18 protein-coding genes are annotated in these 16631 nt (G+C 70.8%); 12 read left to right on the top strand and 6 right to left on the bottom strand.

Annotated features, from left to right (window positions below; genetic code table 11):
• The first annotated feature begins 61 nt into the window (after positions 1-61).
• The gene (locus AB0M08_RS07245; RefSeq protein ID WP_364489885.1) at positions 62-2152 is read left to right on the top strand and encodes a serine/threonine-protein kinase; all 2091 of its coding nucleotides are present in this window, start codon (positions 62-64) and stop codon (positions 2150-2152) included.
• 421 nt (positions 2153-2573) lie between these two features.
• Here the strand turns inward: AB0M08_RS07245 and AB0M08_RS07240 are convergent, their stop codons facing one another.
• On the bottom strand, positions 2574-4727 hold the full coding sequence (locus AB0M08_RS07240; RefSeq protein WP_364489882.1) for a molybdopterin oxidoreductase family protein: 2154 nt from the start codon (positions 4725-4727) through the stop codon (positions 2574-2576).
• Positions 4728-4828: 101 nt separating this feature from the next.
• Here AB0M08_RS07240 and AB0M08_RS07235 point away from each other — a divergent pair, with 101 nt between their 5' ends.
• Complete coding sequence (locus tag AB0M08_RS07235; protein ID WP_364489879.1) at positions 4829-5689, top strand: RICIN domain-containing protein; 861 nt, start codon at positions 4829-4831, stop codon at positions 5687-5689.
• A gap of 18 nt (positions 5690-5707) precedes the next feature.
• Here the strand turns inward: AB0M08_RS07235 and AB0M08_RS07230 are convergent, their stop codons facing one another.
• From AB0M08_RS07230 to AB0M08_RS07220, 3 genes are read right to left on the bottom strand one after another with little or no spacing between them, the layout of a single operon-like run.
• The gene (locus tag AB0M08_RS07230) at positions 5708-6385 is read right to left on the bottom strand and encodes a BTAD domain-containing putative transcriptional regulator (RefSeq protein WP_364489876.1); all 678 of its coding nucleotides are present in this window, start codon (positions 6383-6385) and stop codon (positions 5708-5710) included.
• 43 nt (positions 6386-6428) lie between these two features.
• The gene (locus AB0M08_RS07225) at positions 6429-7541 is read right to left on the bottom strand and encodes a hypothetical protein (protein ID WP_364489873.1); all 1113 of its coding nucleotides are present in this window, start codon (positions 7539-7541) and stop codon (positions 6429-6431) included.
• Positions 7542-7543: 2 nt separating this feature from the next.
• Positions 7544-8020: a SigE family RNA polymerase sigma factor gene (locus AB0M08_RS07220; RefSeq protein ID WP_364489870.1), complete on the bottom strand. Its 477-nt coding sequence runs from the start codon at positions 8018-8020 to the stop codon at positions 7544-7546.
• 213 nt (positions 8021-8233) lie between these two features.
• Here AB0M08_RS07220 and AB0M08_RS07215 point away from each other — a divergent pair, with 213 nt between their 5' ends.
• From AB0M08_RS07215 to AB0M08_RS07170, 10 genes are all read left to right on the top strand, one after another.
• Entirely contained in the window at positions 8234-9889 is a 1656-nt protein-coding gene (locus AB0M08_RS07215; protein ID WP_364489867.1) for a rhamnogalacturonan lyase B N-terminal domain-containing protein, read from the top strand.
• A 62-nt stretch (positions 9890-9951) separates the two neighbouring features.
• Positions 9952-10473 (top strand): sigma-70 family RNA polymerase sigma factor, encoded by a 522-nt coding sequence (locus AB0M08_RS07210; RefSeq protein ID WP_364489864.1) that lies wholly within the window; start codon positions 9952-9954, stop codon positions 10471-10473.
• Complete coding sequence (locus AB0M08_RS07205; protein ID WP_364489861.1) at positions 10470-11048, top strand: hypothetical protein; 579 nt, start codon at positions 10470-10472, stop codon at positions 11046-11048. The genes AB0M08_RS07210 and AB0M08_RS07205 overlap by 4 nt, the downstream gene beginning before the upstream one ends.
• Positions 11049-11209: 161 nt before the next feature.
• Positions 11210-11641 (top strand): response regulator, encoded by a 432-nt coding sequence (locus AB0M08_RS07200; protein ID WP_364489858.1) that lies wholly within the window; start codon positions 11210-11212, stop codon positions 11639-11641.
• Between the two features lie 190 nt (positions 11642-11831).
• On the top strand, positions 11832-12230 hold the full coding sequence (locus AB0M08_RS07195; RefSeq protein WP_364489855.1) for a YbaB/EbfC family nucleoid-associated protein: 399 nt from the start codon (positions 11832-11834) through the stop codon (positions 12228-12230).
• Positions 12227-12547, top strand: coding sequence for a hypothetical protein (locus AB0M08_RS07190; protein WP_364489852.1), 321 nt, complete (start codon positions 12227-12229; stop codon positions 12545-12547). The genes AB0M08_RS07195 and AB0M08_RS07190 overlap by 4 nt, the downstream gene beginning before the upstream one ends.
• A 5-nt stretch (positions 12548-12552) precedes the next feature.
• Positions 12553-13551 carry a hypothetical protein gene (locus tag AB0M08_RS07185; RefSeq protein WP_364489849.1) on the top strand — a complete coding sequence of 333 codons (999 nt, stop codon included), beginning with the start codon at positions 12553-12555 and terminating at the stop codon, positions 13549-13551.
• The gene (locus AB0M08_RS07180; RefSeq protein WP_364489846.1) at positions 13544-14074 is read left to right on the top strand and encodes a hypothetical protein; all 531 of its coding nucleotides are present in this window, start codon (positions 13544-13546) and stop codon (positions 14072-14074) included. The genes AB0M08_RS07185 and AB0M08_RS07180 overlap by 8 nt, the downstream gene beginning before the upstream one ends.
• 33 nt (positions 14075-14107) lie before the next feature.
• Entirely contained in the window at positions 14108-14629 is a 522-nt protein-coding gene (locus AB0M08_RS07175; protein WP_364489843.1) for a hypothetical protein, read from the top strand.
• A 41-nt stretch (positions 14630-14670) separates the two neighbouring features.
• Positions 14671-15189, top strand: coding sequence for a hypothetical protein (locus AB0M08_RS07170; RefSeq protein WP_364489840.1), 519 nt, complete (start codon positions 14671-14673; stop codon positions 15187-15189).
• A 24-nt stretch (positions 15190-15213) separates the two neighbouring features.
• Here the strand turns inward: AB0M08_RS07170 and AB0M08_RS07165 are convergent, their stop codons facing one another.
• On the bottom strand, positions 15214-15522 hold the full coding sequence (locus AB0M08_RS07165; RefSeq protein WP_364489837.1) for a hypothetical protein: 309 nt from the start codon (positions 15520-15522) through the stop codon (positions 15214-15216).
• A 59-nt stretch (positions 15523-15581) separates the two neighbouring features.
• Complete coding sequence (locus AB0M08_RS07160) at positions 15582-16631, bottom strand: alanine racemase (RefSeq protein ID WP_364489834.1); 1050 nt, start codon at positions 16629-16631, stop codon at positions 15582-15584.

Raw genomic sequence — 16631 nt, 5'->3', positions numbered from 1 at the left:
AGTGCGGGCGGGGCTGCGTACTGTATGGCCGTTCTGTCCAGCGACGTCGATGGGTCGGCCGATGAAGAGCCCGCTGCGTCCCGGCGATCCGGCATCGCTGGGCGGCTATCAGCTGCTGTCCCGTCTGGGCGAGGGCGGCATGGGCGCGGTCTTCCTCGGGCGCCGCGACGACGGTCCCCTGGTCGCCATCAAGATCATTAAGCCGGAGTACGCCCACGAGGAGGAGTTCCGCGGGCGGTTCCGCAGTGAGGTCAAACGCGCCCGCCAGGTCCCGCCGTTCTGCACCGCCGCGGTCCTCGACGCCGACCCGGAGCACCCGACGCCGTACCTGGTGGTGGAGTACGTCGACGGCCCCAGCCTGGACGAGGTGGTCGCGCAGGAGGGCCCGCTCGCGGACAGCCGGCTGCACGGCGTCGCGGTCGGGGTGGCCACCGCGCTGACCGCCATCCACGGTGCCGGGGTGATCCACCGCGACCTCAAACCGCGCAACGTGCTCTTCGCGCTCGGCACCCCGAAGGTGATCGACTTCGGCATCGCCCGGGCCCTCGAGGTGACCAGCCAGCACACACATCCGGACCAGATGGTGGGCACGGTGGCGTACATGGCCCCGGAGCGGTTCGACGGCGTGCACCGGGACATCACCCCGGCCGCGGACGTGTTCGCCTGGGGTGCCGTCATCGCGTACGCCGGAACCGGCCGCACCCCGTTCCGGGCCGACTCGCCGGTCGCCACCGCCGCCCGCATCCTCACCCAGCCGCCCGACCTGACCGGGTTGACCGGGCCGCTCGCCGACCTGGTCGCGCTGGCGCTCGCCAAGGACCCGGAGGAGCGCCCCACCGCCCACGAACTGCTCAACCTCCTGCTGGCGCAGAACACCGACCCGTACGCGATCAGCCGCCCGCCGACCCTCGACCCCCGCCTGCGGGAGGTCGCCGAGGCGGCCCAGCTGTCCGGACGGCACGTCTCCGGCGCCGGCGCACGCCTGGGGCAACCCGTCGAAGCGGTTCCGCCGAGGCGGCGGCGTACCCGGACACTGGTCGCCGCGACCGCCGCCGTCACCCTGATCATGGCCGGTGTCGGCCTCTACAGCCGGAGCCTCGCCCAGCCCGCGCCCGCCCCCGGTCCGAGCACCGCGGCCGAGCCGGAGCAGGCCACCATGCCGACGCCCGGTGCGGTCCGCGGCCCGTGGGTGGTGGACGCCCTCGACCGCCGCGGCCAGTGGAAGGCGTCGACCGACGAGTACGGCGGCCGCTGCTCGTTCCGGAACGGCCTGCTGATGACCACGTCCGACTTCGAGATGCTCTGCCCCGGCACGAGCGAGACGTTCGCCGGCGACCAGTCGATCTCCGCCACGATCGCCGTCGACGACGCCCGGTCCTGCGGCGAGATCCGGTTCCGCGCAGCGGGCGACGGCGCGTACTGGCTCGACCTCTGCCCCACGATCGTCCGGATCCGCCACGAGGGCGCCGTGCAGACCACGATGCTCGCGTCGGCGGACACCACCCTGTTCACTCCCGGACAGCCCCGGCGCGTTCTGCTGACCCTGCGCGACGAGTCCGCCTCGGTCGCCGTCGACGGCCAGTCCACCCTCCACACCGCGCTGACCGACCCGAGCCTGCTCGCCGGCACGGTGGCCTTCGGCGTCGCCCCGATCGACACCGCGAAGAACGACGAGGTCACGGCCACCGCGCTGGTCACCGGCGCGGAGATCCGCCCGATCGAGGAGACCGCCCCGTCGCCGGCCGGTTCGCTTCCCCCGTTCACCGACGTACGGCGGGGGAGCACCACGTCGGTGGTGAAGGTCCGGGCCTACTATCCGGCCTCGCGGTCGATCGTCGTCGAACCGGTCCTCTTCCTGTCGGGCGACGAGTACTGCACCGCCCTCCACCTCAAGCCCACCGCGGACACCCCGTGCGAGCGGGAGTGGCTGACCGAGGACAGCCGGATGGTCGTCACCCTGCCGACGTCCGCCGCCCCGAAGCTGACCAGCACGTTCGACGACCCGGAGCGCTGCGCCGGCAACCCCGTCACGGTCGGCACCTGCACCATCTCGGCGACCGAACTCGCCGAGCGGGTCACCGGCGGCGGCCTGGTCGAGCTGACCAGCACCGACGGCACGGCCACCGCGCTAGCCGAGCTCTACACCCCCTGATAACCGGCCCACGGCACGCGCCGCTCCCCGGCTCACGGAAAGGCGGGAGCCGGGAAGCGGGCAGAAGCCGGGTGTGGGACCGGGGCCGGGTATGGCTGGTGGTCACGGGTGCCTCGGAGGGCCTGAGACACCCCGGATCGCCAGCCGGGCCGGCCGAGGCGCCCCGGACCGGCCGAGCCACCCCGGACCGCAGGCTCACCGCAGGCTCACCGCCGGCTCACCGCCCGCGGGGTACCGCCCGGCCGGGTCCACGAACGAACCCCGGCAGGCGGGCCGGCGATCCGCGGACGGCGAGTGTTCGGGCGGGCACCCGGTCACGGGATCCGGCGTCCCGCCCAGGTGGTCCAGATGTGACCAGCAGGGTCACGGGTGTCTGGGACAGCCCGGGGCACCCGTGAGGGCCGGCCGGGGAGCGGGAACGTTACGGGAGGCGTACCTCGGGGAAGGGTTTGATCTCGACGGGGATGCCGTTGAGGACGCTGTTGCCGGAGAGGGGGTCGATGACCAGTTCGTCGGTGAGGAGGTTGGTGTTGACGCCGGGGTGGTTCGCGGCGACCGAGAGGCGGGTGCCGGGGCGGTCGTGGCCCCAGCCGTGCGGGAGGCTGACCACGCCCGGCATCACCCGATCGGTGATCTCGACGCCGACCGCGAGCGTGCCGGCCCGCGACGTGACCTGGGCCTGATCGCCCTCGGTCAACGTGAGACGGGCGGCGTCCTGCGGGTGGATCTGCAGGGTGCAGCGGTCGCGGCCCTTCACCAGCGCCGGGACGTTGTGCATCCAGCTGTTGTTGGAGCGCAGGTGGCGGCGGCCGATCAGGACGAGATCGGCCGGGTTCGACGAGGAGCGAGAAGGGGCGAGCGCCGCGCGCAGCCGGTCCACGTCGGCGGCGATCGCCGGGACGACCAGCTCGATGGTGCCCGACGGGGTACGCAGCACGGACGGGATCCGCGGTTCGAGCGGGCCCAGGTCGATGCCGTGCGGGTGGGCGCGCAGGTCGTCGAGGGTGAGGTCGTACGGCCCGGCCCGCAGCGCCGCGTCCAGCAGCCGTTCGGCGGGCGAGTCACCCGGCGCGAGTGGTGCGCCGAGCAGCCGGGAGTGCAGCACCGACGGGTCGGTGGCGGCCGGCTGTCCGGAGAGGATCAGCGTGAGCCGGGCCAGGATGTCGCACTCGTCGAGGGCGCCGGGATCGGGCGGGAGGACCGGGGGCGAGTACGCCGCGAAGTTGCGGACGGAGAGGGCCAGGAACGAGAAGTCGTAGTGGCCCTTGCGGGTGGCGTCCGGCGGCGGGAGCACCACGTCGGCGTGCCGGGTCGTCTCGTTCAGGTACGGGTCCACGCTCACCATGAAGTCCAGCTCGCCGAGGGCCCGGTCGAGGCGGGCGCTGTTCGGCGTGGAGAGCACCGGGTTCCCGGCGACCGTGATCAGCGCGCGGACCCGCCCCGCCCCCGGCGTCTCGATCTCGTCGGCCAGCGTGGCGACCGGCAGCTCGCCCTTGACCTCGGGGAACCCGCGTACCCGGCTGTGCCAGCGCCCGGTCCGGAAGCCCTTGCGACCGCCGAGCGAGGAGACCGGCTCGTGCGGCGCGCGGGGGAACATCACGCCGCCGGGGCGGTCCAGGTTCCCGGTCAGGATGTTCACCACGTCGATCAGCCAGCTGGTCAGCGTGCCGAACTCGACCGTGCACGTGCCGATCCGCCCGTAGACCGCGGCGCTCGACGCGGCGGCGATCTCCCGTGCGAGCAGGTGAATGCGGTCAGCAGAAATGCCACACATCGGCGCGACGAGCGAAGGGGCGAACGACGCGGCGAGATCACGGACCTCGGGCACGCCGGTGACGTGCCCCTCAAGACGGCCGAGCTCGACGAGGCCGTCCGCGAAGAGCGCGTGCACCACCCCGAACAGCAGGAACGCGTCCGTCCCCGGCCGGATGAACAGGTGCTCGTCGGCGTGCTCGGCGGTCCGGGTCCGCCGGGGGTCGACCACGATGAACCGCCCGCCGCGCGCCTGGACCGCCTTGAGCCGTCCGGGGAAGTCCGCCGCGGTGGCCAGGCTGCCGTTCGACTCCCACGGGTTCGCGCCGAGGATCAGCACCAGCTCGGACCGGTCGATGTCCGGCACCGGGATGGTCAGCGGGTGCCCGAAGAGGTAGCCGGAGGAGACGTGCTTGGGCATCTGGTCGACGGTGCTCGCCGAGTAGACGTTCTTCGAGCGGGCCGCCTTCAGCATCGGCGTGACGTAGAGGCCCCCGGCCATCGTGTGCGCGTTCGGGTTGCCGAGGTAGAACGCGATGCCGTCCGGTTCGCCGAGCAGCGGGCGCAGCCCGGCCTCGACCGCGGCGAACGCCTCCTCCCAGCTGGCCGGCTCGCCCCGGACCAGCGGCCCGGCGAGTCGATCGGGGTCGTGCGAGAGCTGCCCGAACGTGGCGCCCTTCGGGCAGACGAAGCCGTGGCTGAACACGTGGTCCCGGTCGCCACGGGCCGCGGTGACCCTGTCCCCGGTGACGGTCAGCTCCAGCCCGCAGGCGGCTTCACAGAGCGGGCAGGTGCGGTGTGCGATCCGGACGTCGTCGGCCATCCCCACAGTGTCGGGTGATCGCCGGATTCTTGTCGAGCGTTTGGGAGGCCATCGACGCGGAGGTAGCTTCTCGCACGGCGTACCGGAAAAGGACCTGGAGAATGGCGATCAGCGAGCAGACGACCGCCCAGCGCCTCAAGGCCTTCGCTCGCACCTTCGTGACGACGACCGAGGTGCCGGTCGAAGAAAAAGACGATAAAGACGAGAAGTCCGATAAGGTACGTCGAGCTCTCGTGCTCGCCGCCGTCACCGTCGTGCTGGCGCTGATCGCCATCGGCATCGGCTACGCCACCGACCCGGACCGCCGCCGCGACGACCGGCAGAACCCGGACGCGCTCCCCTCGTTCGAGATGCCCCCGCCGACGGCCGAGACCACGGCGGCCGAGGAGGCTCCGACGGCGGGGGAGAGCCTCGCGCCCGGTTCGACGATCACCGTCTACCAGGACGGCGATTCGGGAAGCGGCAAGCCCCGCAAAACACCCAAGAGCACGAAAAACGCGACAGCAACCGGCGAGGACGGCGACGCCAGCACGGACGACGACAGCAGCACGGAGAGCGACACCGGCACGACGACGGTGGCCGACGGCAGCCCGATCGTCAGCTACGCCTCCGGCCGCTGTATCGACGTCGTCGACGGCGAGGAGAAGGACGGCACGCCGCTGCAGATCTGGGACTGCTCCGGCGCCGGCTGGCAGCAGTGGACGTTCACCGGGGGCACGGTCCGCTCGCTCGGCCTCTGCCTGGAGACCGAGGGCGGCAGCATGGCGGACGGCACCGACGTCCAGGTCGGCACCTGCGACGGCGGCACCGCGCAGAAGTGGACCCTGAACAGCTCGCACGACCTGGTCAACACGGTCACCGGCCGGTGCGTCGACGTGCGCGACCAGGAGACCGCGAACGGCACCCGCCTGCAGCTCTGGGAGTGCGGTGGCACGTCCAACCAGAAGTGGAAGCTCGGCTGAGCGAGGCGGGAGGAGACGCTAGCGGAGATCCGCCAGCCGGGCCCGCATCCGGTTGCGCTGATCGAGAGCGGCCATCGGCATCCCGGCCCGGCTCAGCGACTCGATCAGCAGCTCCCCGGCCGTCTCGCGGACCGGATGCGCCACCACGAGCCGCCGCGCCGCCTCCACCGCGAGCGCCGTCTCCCCCGCCGCCAGCAGGATCCGGACGTGCAGCTCCGCCCCGGCCGTCCGGATCTCCTCCAGCCGGGCCGCCGCGGCCCGCGCGAACGGCCACGCCGCCGCGTCGGCATACGCCGCACCACGCCACCCGGCCAGGCCCGCCTCGATCACACCCCGGGCGGCTGCCGTCTCACCCACGGCGTACAGCTTCCGGGCCGTCTTCCAGGAGATCTCATACCGTACGCTCGATCGCGCCCCCGCCGCGCTCAAGAGGCGGTACCCCGCGGCGTCCCGGGCGATGCCTTCCGCTCCGAGCACCTCACGCAACCGGCTGACGTGCGCGTGCACCGACGCCACCGCCCCGCCCGGCGGCTCGCCCCGCCACAGGTCGTGCAGCAGGTCGTCCCGGGCCACCGGCGCCCCGTCCGCGATCAGCAGCCGGATCAGCAGCCGCCGCCGCTGTGGCGGCCCGACCGGGAGCACACGCCCGGACCGCCGTACCTCCAGCGGCCCGAGCGTGTCGAAGACCAGAGACACCCGCCCAGTGAACCGGATCCCGGTCGACAACCGATAGACGGGGCTACAGGAGCGCCCGCCACGTCGACACGTCGGCGCACTTCCCGAGCGTCAGGCCGGTCAGCAGCCGGTGCACGTCCGCCTCGGTGATCCGGTTGCGGTCCTCGACCGAGATGCTCAGGTGGCACGTGCCGGCCACCACGGACGTGACGCTCCCGCCCTCGCCCGGCACGAGCCCCGACGCCTTCTCCGTCTGGTACCAGACGTCGTACCCGGCGACCTTCTCCGGCTCGCCGAGCTCGGGCCGGATCGTCTCCCAGTCCCGGTCCCCGGCGGCCGGCTGGGCCATCACGCTCAGCGCCCGCGCGTCCGTCCCGTCGCCGAACGCGACCGACACGGACTTGCCCGCCAGTTGCGCCAGGTCGTGCAGTTCCAGCGCGTCCGCGGTCAGCCCGGACGGCAGCCACCCCAGGTGGAACGGCGACCGTACGGTCTCCAGGGTGTCCCGCAGCCGAACGTCCCGCGCCACCTCGAGCAGCTCGGCCCGGGTCGACGCGGCCGGCGTGCTCCGCTGCGGCCGGTACACGACGATCCAGACGCCGGACGCGCCCTCCCAGCCGACCGCCGGCACGTTCATCCGGATCGGCGTCGTGTCCACCATCGGCAGCACCGTGGCGTAGTCGAAGGGCAGGGCCGCCGCGTACCAGGCCCGCTGCCCGGAGACGGTGACCGCCTCGCCCGCGCGCAGGTCCGCCGGGTCGAACACACCCGGGTCGAAGGCCACCACCTGGGCACCGGTGTTGCCGCCGACCTCCTCGGGACGGTCCGCCACGACGGCCGCCGCGTTGGCCACCGAGAGGATCTGCCGGGTCCGGTCCAGCGTGTGCCACGGCACGACGAACGCGGAGTCCGCCGCGAGCGTGAGCGAGTACTGCTCCGCCGTCCGGTACGGCTTCGCCGCCGGGGCGATCGGGGCGGACGCCCGTTCCCGGAGCGCGACCGGCACCGCCACCGCCGTGGCGAGCACCGCGACCACGGCGGCCGCGCCCTGCAGGATCCGGCGGCGCCGCCGGATCCGCCCGGCACCGGTCCGGGCCCGTTCCACCATGCCGAACCCGTCCGGGGCGCTCCCGGCGTGCTCGTCCAGCGACCGGCGAAGATCATCCAGCGTACGCATGTCTACCGCACCCCCGTGGCGATGGAGAAGGACGCGGGCAGCTCGACCCGCAGCGTGGCCAGGGCCCGGCTGGCGTACCCGCGAACGGTGACCGGCCGGCACGTGAGCACCTCGGCGATCTCCGGGTCGCTCAGCCCCTCGTAGTAGCGCAGCACGATCACCACGCGCTGCTGCCGGGGCAGTCCCCGGAGCAGTTCCCAGAGCTCCTCATCGCGCTCGGCATGCGACTCATCACATAAATCGCCATCTATCGGCACGGTCATCTTCCGCCGCCTCAGGAACGACAGGTACTCGTTCGTCAGCATCTTGCGGACATAGGCGTACGGCTCGTCCATGCCGCCGATCCGCTTCCACTTCAGGAGCGCCTTGGTCAGCACCTCCTGGACCAGATCGGCGGCCTGTTCCCGGTCCCCCGAGAGCAGGGTCGCGTACCCCAGCAGCGCCGGTAACCGCGCCGCCGCGAACTCCTCGAACTGCACTGGCGTCCTCCCCCTCGACGATGCTCCGACAGGGAAACGCGCCGGTTCGCCGATGTGTGGTGACGGCACCAAGAATTCACTTCCGCGAATACAGCTGATAGCGTCCGAATCCGGCCATCGATGTCCGCGTCATCCCCAGGCGCGCCGAGAAGGCGGCCGACGCAGACATCTCCCGGGCCGCATCCCCGTCCCCGACCCCGGGAGTGATCCCCCATGTCACGACTGAACCGGCGCAGCCTGATCAAGGCGACCGCGGTGACCGGCCTGACCGCCGGCGCCGGCGCGCTGATCACCACCACGGCGCTGCCCGCCAGCGCCGCCACCATCTCCTACACCGACGACGGCACCAACTACGTGGTCACCACCGGCGCGAACCTGGTCTTCAAGGTCAGCCACGTCAACGGCGACCTGGTCTCGCTGGTCTACCGCGGCGTCGAGTACCAGGGCTACAACGGCAAGAACTCGCAGGTCGAGACCGGCCTCGGCGACTCGACGGTGACCATCTCCAGCACCACCACGACGGTGACGATCACGGTGGTGCACGGGACGCTGACGCACTACTACGTGGCCCGCGCGGGCGAGAACAACATCTACATGTGGACGTACAAGGCCGCCGACTCGGTGACCATGCAGCGTTACATCGTCCGCCTCAAGCCGGGAGTGCTGAGCTTCACCGGCGGCGACGCGTGGGACTCGGACACCGTCACCACCATCGAGTCCAGCGACGTCTTCCAGGCCACCGACGGCACCACGCACTCCAAGCACTACTCCGGCGTGCGGGTGATGGACTACGACTACATCGGCGCGACCACCTCCTCCGGGAGCGTCGGCGTCTGGATGGTCCGGAGCAACCACGAGAAGGCGTCCGGCGGCCCGTTCTACCGCTCCCTGCTCCGCAGCGGCAGCACCGGCTCCCCCGACCTGTACGAGATCGTCTGGTACGGCATGGCACAGACCGAGGCGCAGCGCTACGGCCTGCACGGGCCGTACCGGCTGGCCTTCACCGACGGCGGCGCACCCGCGCTGAGCAGCGACACCTCGTGGGCCGACGGCCTCGGCATCCGGAGCTACGTCGCCGCCTCCGGGCGCGGGCGGGTCGCGGGCGTCGGCATCGGCGGGCGGGACACCACGTACACGTACACGGTCGGCTTCGCGAACGCCGACGCGCAGTACTGGGCCGTCGCGACCGCGAGCACCGGGTACTTCAGCTGCACCGGGATGCTGCCGGGGACGTACACGATGAGCATCTACAAGGACGAGCTCCCGGTGTACACCGGCTCGGTCACCGTCACCGCCGGCGGCACCACGACGCTGAACACCATCACCATCACCGCCGACCCGAGCAGCACGTCGGCGATCTGGCGGATCGGCGACTGGACCGGCTCGACGAAGGGCTTCAAGAACGCCGACCTGATGACGTACGCCCACCCGTCCGACCCGCGGGCCGCCGCGTGGACCGGCAACTTCATCGTCGGCACGAGCGCGACCAGCGGTTTCCCCTGCTACCAGTGGGTCGGGGTGAACAACGACCTGCTCGTCTACTTCAAGCTGACCGCCGCGCAGGCCGCCGCCGCGCACACCCTGCGGATCGGGCTCTCGGCCAGCTACGCGGGCGGCCGCCACCAGGTCACCGTGAACAGCTGGACGTCGTCGATCCCGACCGCGCCGAGCAACTCCGGCACCCGCAGCCTCACCGTGGGGGCGTACCACTCGTACCTGACGACGCTCAGCTACACCGTCCCGGCCTCGGCGTTCCAGACCGACACCAGCCAGTGGAACATCCTCAAGCTCACCGTGGTCAGCGGCTCCTCCGGCGACACCTACCTGAGCCCCGGCGTCGCCATCGACTGCATCGACCTTCTCTCCTGAGATTCTCCGGTACGGACGTGAAAGGCGCGCACCGCTCCCGGACATGACACAGGGTGGACCTCGTGAACGTGGACGCCCGCCGGGAGCGGTTCGCGTCGATCGCCCCCGTGGTGATCGACGCGGTACGCCGCTACCTGGCCCGCCGCACCGACCCGGCGACCGCCGACGACGTGCTCTCCGAGACGCTGCTGGTCTGCTGGCGGCGGCGAGACGTCATGCCGGCCGAGCACCTGCCCTGGGCGTACGGGATAGCTCGCCACTGCCTGGCCAACGCGGAGCGGGGCCGGCGCCGCCAAGCCCGCCTCGCCGCCCGGATCGCCGTCCTCGATCCTCCGCCGCAGGCGATCGACGGCCCGGCGCCCGCCGACGACGAGCTCGCCGTCGCGCTGCGGGCGATGCGCGCCGAGGACGCCGAACTGCTGCGGCTCTGGGCCTGGGAAGACCTGTCACCGGCACAGATCGCCGTGGTCCTGGGCGTCTCGGTGAACGCCGCCACCATCCGCCTGCACCGCGCGAAACAACGCCTGCGAAAGCTCCTGGCGCCCGCCGGACATGAGGATTCGACCGAGGGGAGCCGGCCGTGACCGACGACGACCTGCGCACACGACTGCGCGCCGCGGACCCGGCGGCGTCGCTGCCACCGATGGCTCCCCAGCAGCTCGACCGGCTCCTGGAGGAGACCATGTCCACCACTTCGTTCCCCTGGCGGCGCGTCGCGCTGATCGCCGCCGCGTTCGTCCTGCTCGCCGGGGCGGGTCTGCTGTTCCTCCGCCCCGCCACGCCTACCACCGAGGTGCTGCCCGTGCCATCCGCCGTGACCGTCGACCTGACCGCCACCGGCGCCCGGGCGAAGTGTGTCGAGCCGACCGCCGAGGTGCTCCGGGACTCCGCCGACTTCGCGTTCGCCGGCACCGTCACCGGCATCGACGGCACGGTGGTGACGCTGCAGGTCAGCAAGGTGTATCTCGGCGCGACCGCCGCCCAGGTCCGGGTCACCCAGGAGGACGGCGGCGCGTCGGACACCATGCTCGGCAGCGGCACCTTCGAGACCGGGAAGGAGTACCTGGTCGCCGCCGCCCAGGGATCGATCCTGATCTGCGGCTACAGCGGCGAGGCCGACGCGGTCGGTCTCCGCGCGCTCTACGAGGCGGCTTTCTAGGGGTCTTCCCAGCCATCCCACAGCCGGATGCCGCGGGCTCGTCTGCGAAGATCTTCCGACAGGCGAGCCCCGCCCCGCTTCGCCTACCTCCGGCGTATTATTTGCCATACGTCAACTGTCCGAGTTCGACGGATCCGCACCGCAGAGACGGAACGAGGGTCATGACTGCTCACCGAACACTCGACGTGCTGGTCGTCGACGACGATCCCGCCGACACCCTGATGATCGAGGAAGCGCTGCTCGACACCCCCGAGCCGCCCACCGTCCACCACGTGGTCGACGGCGCCGAGGCGATGGAGTACCTCCGCCGGCGCGGGGCGTACCAGGACGCCGTACGCCCGGACCTGATCCTGCTCGACCTCAACATGCCCCGGATGTCCGGCCACGAGGTCCTCGCCGAGGTCAAGGCCGACGAGACGCTGAAGTCCATCCCGGTGGTGGTCCTGACCACGTCCACCGCGGTCCCGGACATCACCGCGAGCTACGTCCGGCACGCCAACGCCTTCGTGACGAAGCCGATGGACCTCTCATCCTTCGAGAGCGCCGTCCAGCAGATCCGCTCCTTCTACAGCGACGTCGCCATCCTCCCCTGACCGCCCCGCATCCCGGCGCCCATCGTCGGGATGCCGACCGACACCGCCGCCCGCTTCGCCGCCCGCCGCCGACGTCGTGGCAGGTCACGGCCGGGACGGCGGTACGGCACCGGCGGCAGCGCGCTCCCCACCGCCCGGTAAGGCACAGCTACGGCAGGTACCCTGACGCGCTCACGGGGAGAGGTAATCGATGACGTCTGCGTTCGGTGGGGAACTGAGCGATCCAGAACTCTGGATCCGGCAGCAGGAGGAACGCACCACACGGCTGACCACGGAGTCACACCGCGCACAGCAGGAACTCGCCGAAACCCGCGTCGAGGCGGTCAGCCGCGACCAGAGCGTCTGGGTGACCGTCAACCCGTCCGGCGTCCTGCTCGGCCTCCGCTTCGGCCCACGCGCCCAGGAACTGACCACCGCCCAGCTCTCGACCCGGACGATGGAGGCCTACCGCGCCGCCTGCACCGAAGCCTCCCAGCGCATGCTCGACATCATGTCCGGCCTGGTCGGCGAGGACTCCTCAGCAATGGCGTTCCTGAAGAGCACGATGCCCCCACTCGACGACGACGAGCCCGGCGAGGCCCCCCGATGAGCGGCTTCGAGGTCACCCCCGACCAGCTCGCGGCCCACGCCGCCGAGGTCAAGGCCATCGCCGCGGACGTCGCGGAGTGCCGCGCCGCGGGCGACGCGGTCGGCTTCGGGGGCACCGAGGCGTACGGATTACTCCTGCAGGCCGTGCTGCCGCCGGTGCTCGAGCTCGCCCTCGGCGACACCTGCGATCTGCTCGCCAATGCGAGCGACCTGGCCCAGGCCTTCTCCACCGGTGTCCAGAGCAACAACGAGTGCTACCTGCGCAACGAGGATGAGATCGCCGCCATGTTCAGCGCCCTCGGCGAATCGGGCAGGTGATTGGCATGGCAGATGAGCCGCTGATCGCCACGCCGGAAGGCGTCTGGGACAAACTCCCTCAGAAGGTAGCCGGCGCCGGTGCGCTCGACAGCGGCGTCGGCTGGTGGAACGACCTGATCACCGAAGGCAAATTCGACGCACTGACCGTCGGGGTGGATACGCTGTCGGTTGGCCTCGACGGCCTAGCTTTCGTCATAGATCCACTGGGAGAGATCGTCAAGGCTGGCGTCGGCTGGCTGTTAGAGCACGTGGACTTCCTACGGGAACCGCTGGAGTTACTGACCGGCGACCATCGCGCCATTCTGGCTGTCTCAACGACCTGGGACAACATCGGCGGCAGGCTCGTCACCACCGCGGATCAGTACGAAAAGGCAATGTCGACTGTCGCCGGCTGGACGGGCGACGCGGCTCAGGGCTACCGCACAGCAGCCTCGGAGTACATTCAAGGCCTTCGGGCACTGGCCGAGCACGCCGACAACACCTCGCAGGGAGTCGCACTCGCCGGAGTCGTGGTCGCCACCGAACGCGCAATCATATTCGACATCATCTCGTCGTTCGTCAGTCGGGTGATCACGGAGGCGCTGATCGCCATGGCCTCCTCAGCGGTGACCCTGGGCGGGTCAGTCGCCGCGTTCCTCACCAGTGTCACGGTCGACGCCACCCTGCTGGCAACCCGCCTGGCCAAGCGTCTGGCCAAGTTGCTGACTGTCATCAAGCGATTCGCCACGAAATTCGATGAACTCGGCGCGGCAGGCAAACGGGCGGCCAAGTCCCTGGAGGGCCGGTCCCAATCGATTCACAACTGGGCAGACAAACTGCAACGCCAGAACGAGCGGGCGAAACGGGGCCTGAACTCGGCCGCCACAACGTTGAAGTACACCCATTGGGTCGACAGGGCCACTACCGGAGTGCTCGGTACTATCGCCGACAACTCCACCCTGTTCACCGGCAAAGAAGCCGCTAAAGCCACCAAGGACAACAAGAAGGAACTGTCGGATGGGTAGGAGAACCCGGGGCGGAAAGGTCGCCGCGGCACGTCAGAGCCGCACCTACTGGTGGGGGGTCATCTTCGGGATGGCTTTCTTCCTGTTTGTTGCGTTTCCGGCCGCCACTCTGGTGTACCTCTCGCTGGAGCGATTCGGCACCACCTCCGGTCCCAGCGTGATCGCCACCGGCACAGCCATCGTGACCTCCTGCGAACACCACGCCCTGGGCACGCCATACACCTGCACCGCGACTGCGACATGGCAGCCCGGCAACAGCTCCGGCGAACCGCCCGCGGATGTAACCGTCAAATCGATGCGAGCCCTCTCCGGCGAAGTAGCGGTGAAGGAACTCAAGTGCGGCCGTAGCAAGTACGTATACGCCCACACCTGCTCGATTTACACCACGGATTTCCCGCGCCTACCCGGCATCGCCTACCTCCCGATGGTCGGCTCGATCCTGGTCTTCGCACTCACCGCCGTCTTCGCGGGACGGCGCCTCGCCGCACGCATCTTCGGAAAGTCGACCGAATCCGCCGCCTGACCAGCATCACGGTCGACCACAGGGAAATGGGAGATGGGTAGGAGAACGCGCGCCGGGAAGATCGCCAAGGCGGCTCAGCAGCGCACTGACCGGTGGGCGGTCTCGCTATGGATGCTGTTCGCGTTTCTCATCATGCTGCCCGTTTCCGGCGTTGTGCTAACGGCGATGGAGCGATTCGGGACCGACGTGGGATCCGTCGTGGAGGCTGCTGGAACGGCCAGCGTGACCAGTTGCGAACACCACGTTCTGGGCACGCCATACACCTGCACGGCGGAGGTGACGTGGGAATCCGACAGCGTCCTCGCCGAACCGCCACCCACCCAGGAGACCGTGTACTCCATGAGCCTCCTCTCCGGCGAGGTGGCGGTGCAGGAATTCCGCTGCAGTTACAGGCGCCACCACTGCCGTATCTACACCACCGGTTTCCCACACCGGTCCGGTGCGACATTCATCCCGCCGGTCATCGTCATGCTCGTCCTGATGATCACCGGGTTGTACGGGACGCGCCGCCTCGCCAAGCGGATCGTCGGGAAGCCCGCCGAACCCACAGTCTGAACAGTATTGCCGTCGACGGGACGAACACGGGGGGATGTCACGTGGGTAGGAAGACCGGGACCGGGCGGGCGGTGGAGAGATATCAGCGCCGCGTCCATACGTGGGGTTTCGTCTTCATGGCGCTGCTCTATGCGACCATCGGGCTCCCGGCCACCTTCGTGGTGTTCTTCTCGCTGGAACGGTTCGGCGCCGACACGGACAAGGCGATCGCCACCGGAACGGCCACCGTGACCTCCTGCGAACACCACGCCCTGGGTACGCCGTACACCTGCGCGGCGACCGCGACATGGCACACGGAGCCCTTCGGCGACCAGCCGCCCACCACGGTGACCGTTCACTCCATGCGGTCCCTCTCCGGCGAGGTCGCGGTGGAGGAGCGCTCCTGCCGCAGCTATGCGTACCGCCACGGCTGCCGGATCTACACCGCCGACTTCCCGAAGATGCCCGGCATCCTCTATCTCCCGATGATCATCGCGACCATCGGCCTCCTGATCGTCACCGTCCTCCCGGGCCGTCCGCTGGCCAGGCTGTTCATCCGGAACCCCGCCAAGCGTGGCTGACCCGTGCGGAGTACCGAGCCGGGGTCACCGGCCCGGCGTGGGGGCGGGGCGGTCGAAGACGGGGTAGCGCTCGGTGGACGGGGGCAGCGCGGAGGCGTGGAAGACGGCGGCCTCGGAGCCGATCGGCTCGGTGTCGATCGGGTCGGTGGACCACGGTGGGGACCAGTCGGCGTGGAAGGACTGGGCGATGCGGTGGGCGATCGCGTCGGCGACGCCGGGGACGGCCTCCAGGTCGATGGTCTCGTTGCGCAGGGCCAGCTGGGCGTAGAGTTCGCAGGCCACGGCGTTGCGCAGCTCGGGTGGGCTGTCCGGGATCTCCTCGTCGAGAATCATGGGTCCACGGTTTCGCCTCGTACCGATGGGCGTCAATCCGGCGTTGACTTTCCCACAGATCAGGTGTTCGCGCCGCGAGCGGCCACTCGCCAGTGGTCGACCACCTCGCCGTCGGTGACGACGTGCAGGGTGTCGGCGAGGTTGACGGTCGCGCAGACGTGGTTCGGGACGACGCGCAGAACCGTGCCGAGCGGGGGGAGCGGGGCGCCGGGTGGGAGGACGACCGTGGCGTGGTGCTCGGAGAGGGCGGTGATGCGGGCGTCCGGGTGGCCGAGGACGCGGCCGTTGCCGGTCGCCCAGGACTGGCGGTCGGCGCCGAGGATCTTGCTGCCGGCGTCCAGGATGATCCGGTCGGCGGAGCGGCTCACCACCGTCGAGGCCACGGTCAGCGCGATGTCGTCCCAGCCGCAGGCGCCGAGTTCGAGCTGCTGCGCGTCGCCGAAGACGTAGACGCCGGGGCGCATCTCGGTGAGCGGGCCGGCGGTGGTCAGCGCGGCGGTCGGCGTGGAGCCGCCGCTGACCACGATGCCGGCGGGGAGGGCGGCGGCGGCCGCGGCGAGGGCGGCGGCCTCCTCGGTGGCGGCGTCCCGCTGCCTTCCCGGACCGTACGCGTGACCCGGGAACGTGAAGACGCCCGCCACCCGCAGGCCGGGGGTCGTGGCGAGTTCGCCGACGGCGGCGGGTGCCACGCCGCTGCGGTGGTGGCCGCTGTCCACCTCGATCAGCACCTCCAGGCCGGGGATCGCGCGGGACAGGGCAGCGGCGCTCTCGGCCGAGTCCACGCCGACCCGTACGGTGGCCCGCTCGGTCAGGGCACGCAGGCGCGCCACCCGGGACGGCGAGGGCCAGACCGGGTACGCGATGAACAGGTCGGTCAGCCCGGCCGCCGCGAAGACCTCGGCCTCGGCGACCGTCGCCACGGTGAGACCGGTCGCGCCGAGCTCGACCTGGCGGCGAGCGATCTCCACACACTTGTGGGTCTTGGCGTGCGGACGCAGCGCCAGTCCCCGCGACGCGGCGCCGACGGCCATCGCGCGCAGGTTCCGGTCGAGGACACCCGCGTCGACGGCGACGTGGGGCGTGGCGAGGTCAGCGTGGGGCGTGGTCAC

This window comes from Actinoplanes sp. NPDC051851, assembly GCF_040681165.1.
In the GTDB taxonomy this organism is placed as follows: domain Bacteria; phylum Actinomycetota; class Actinomycetes; order Mycobacteriales; family Micromonosporaceae; genus Actinoplanes.
Note: the sequence above shows the minus strand (reverse complement) of the source record. Positions and strands in the feature narration are given on the sequence as shown.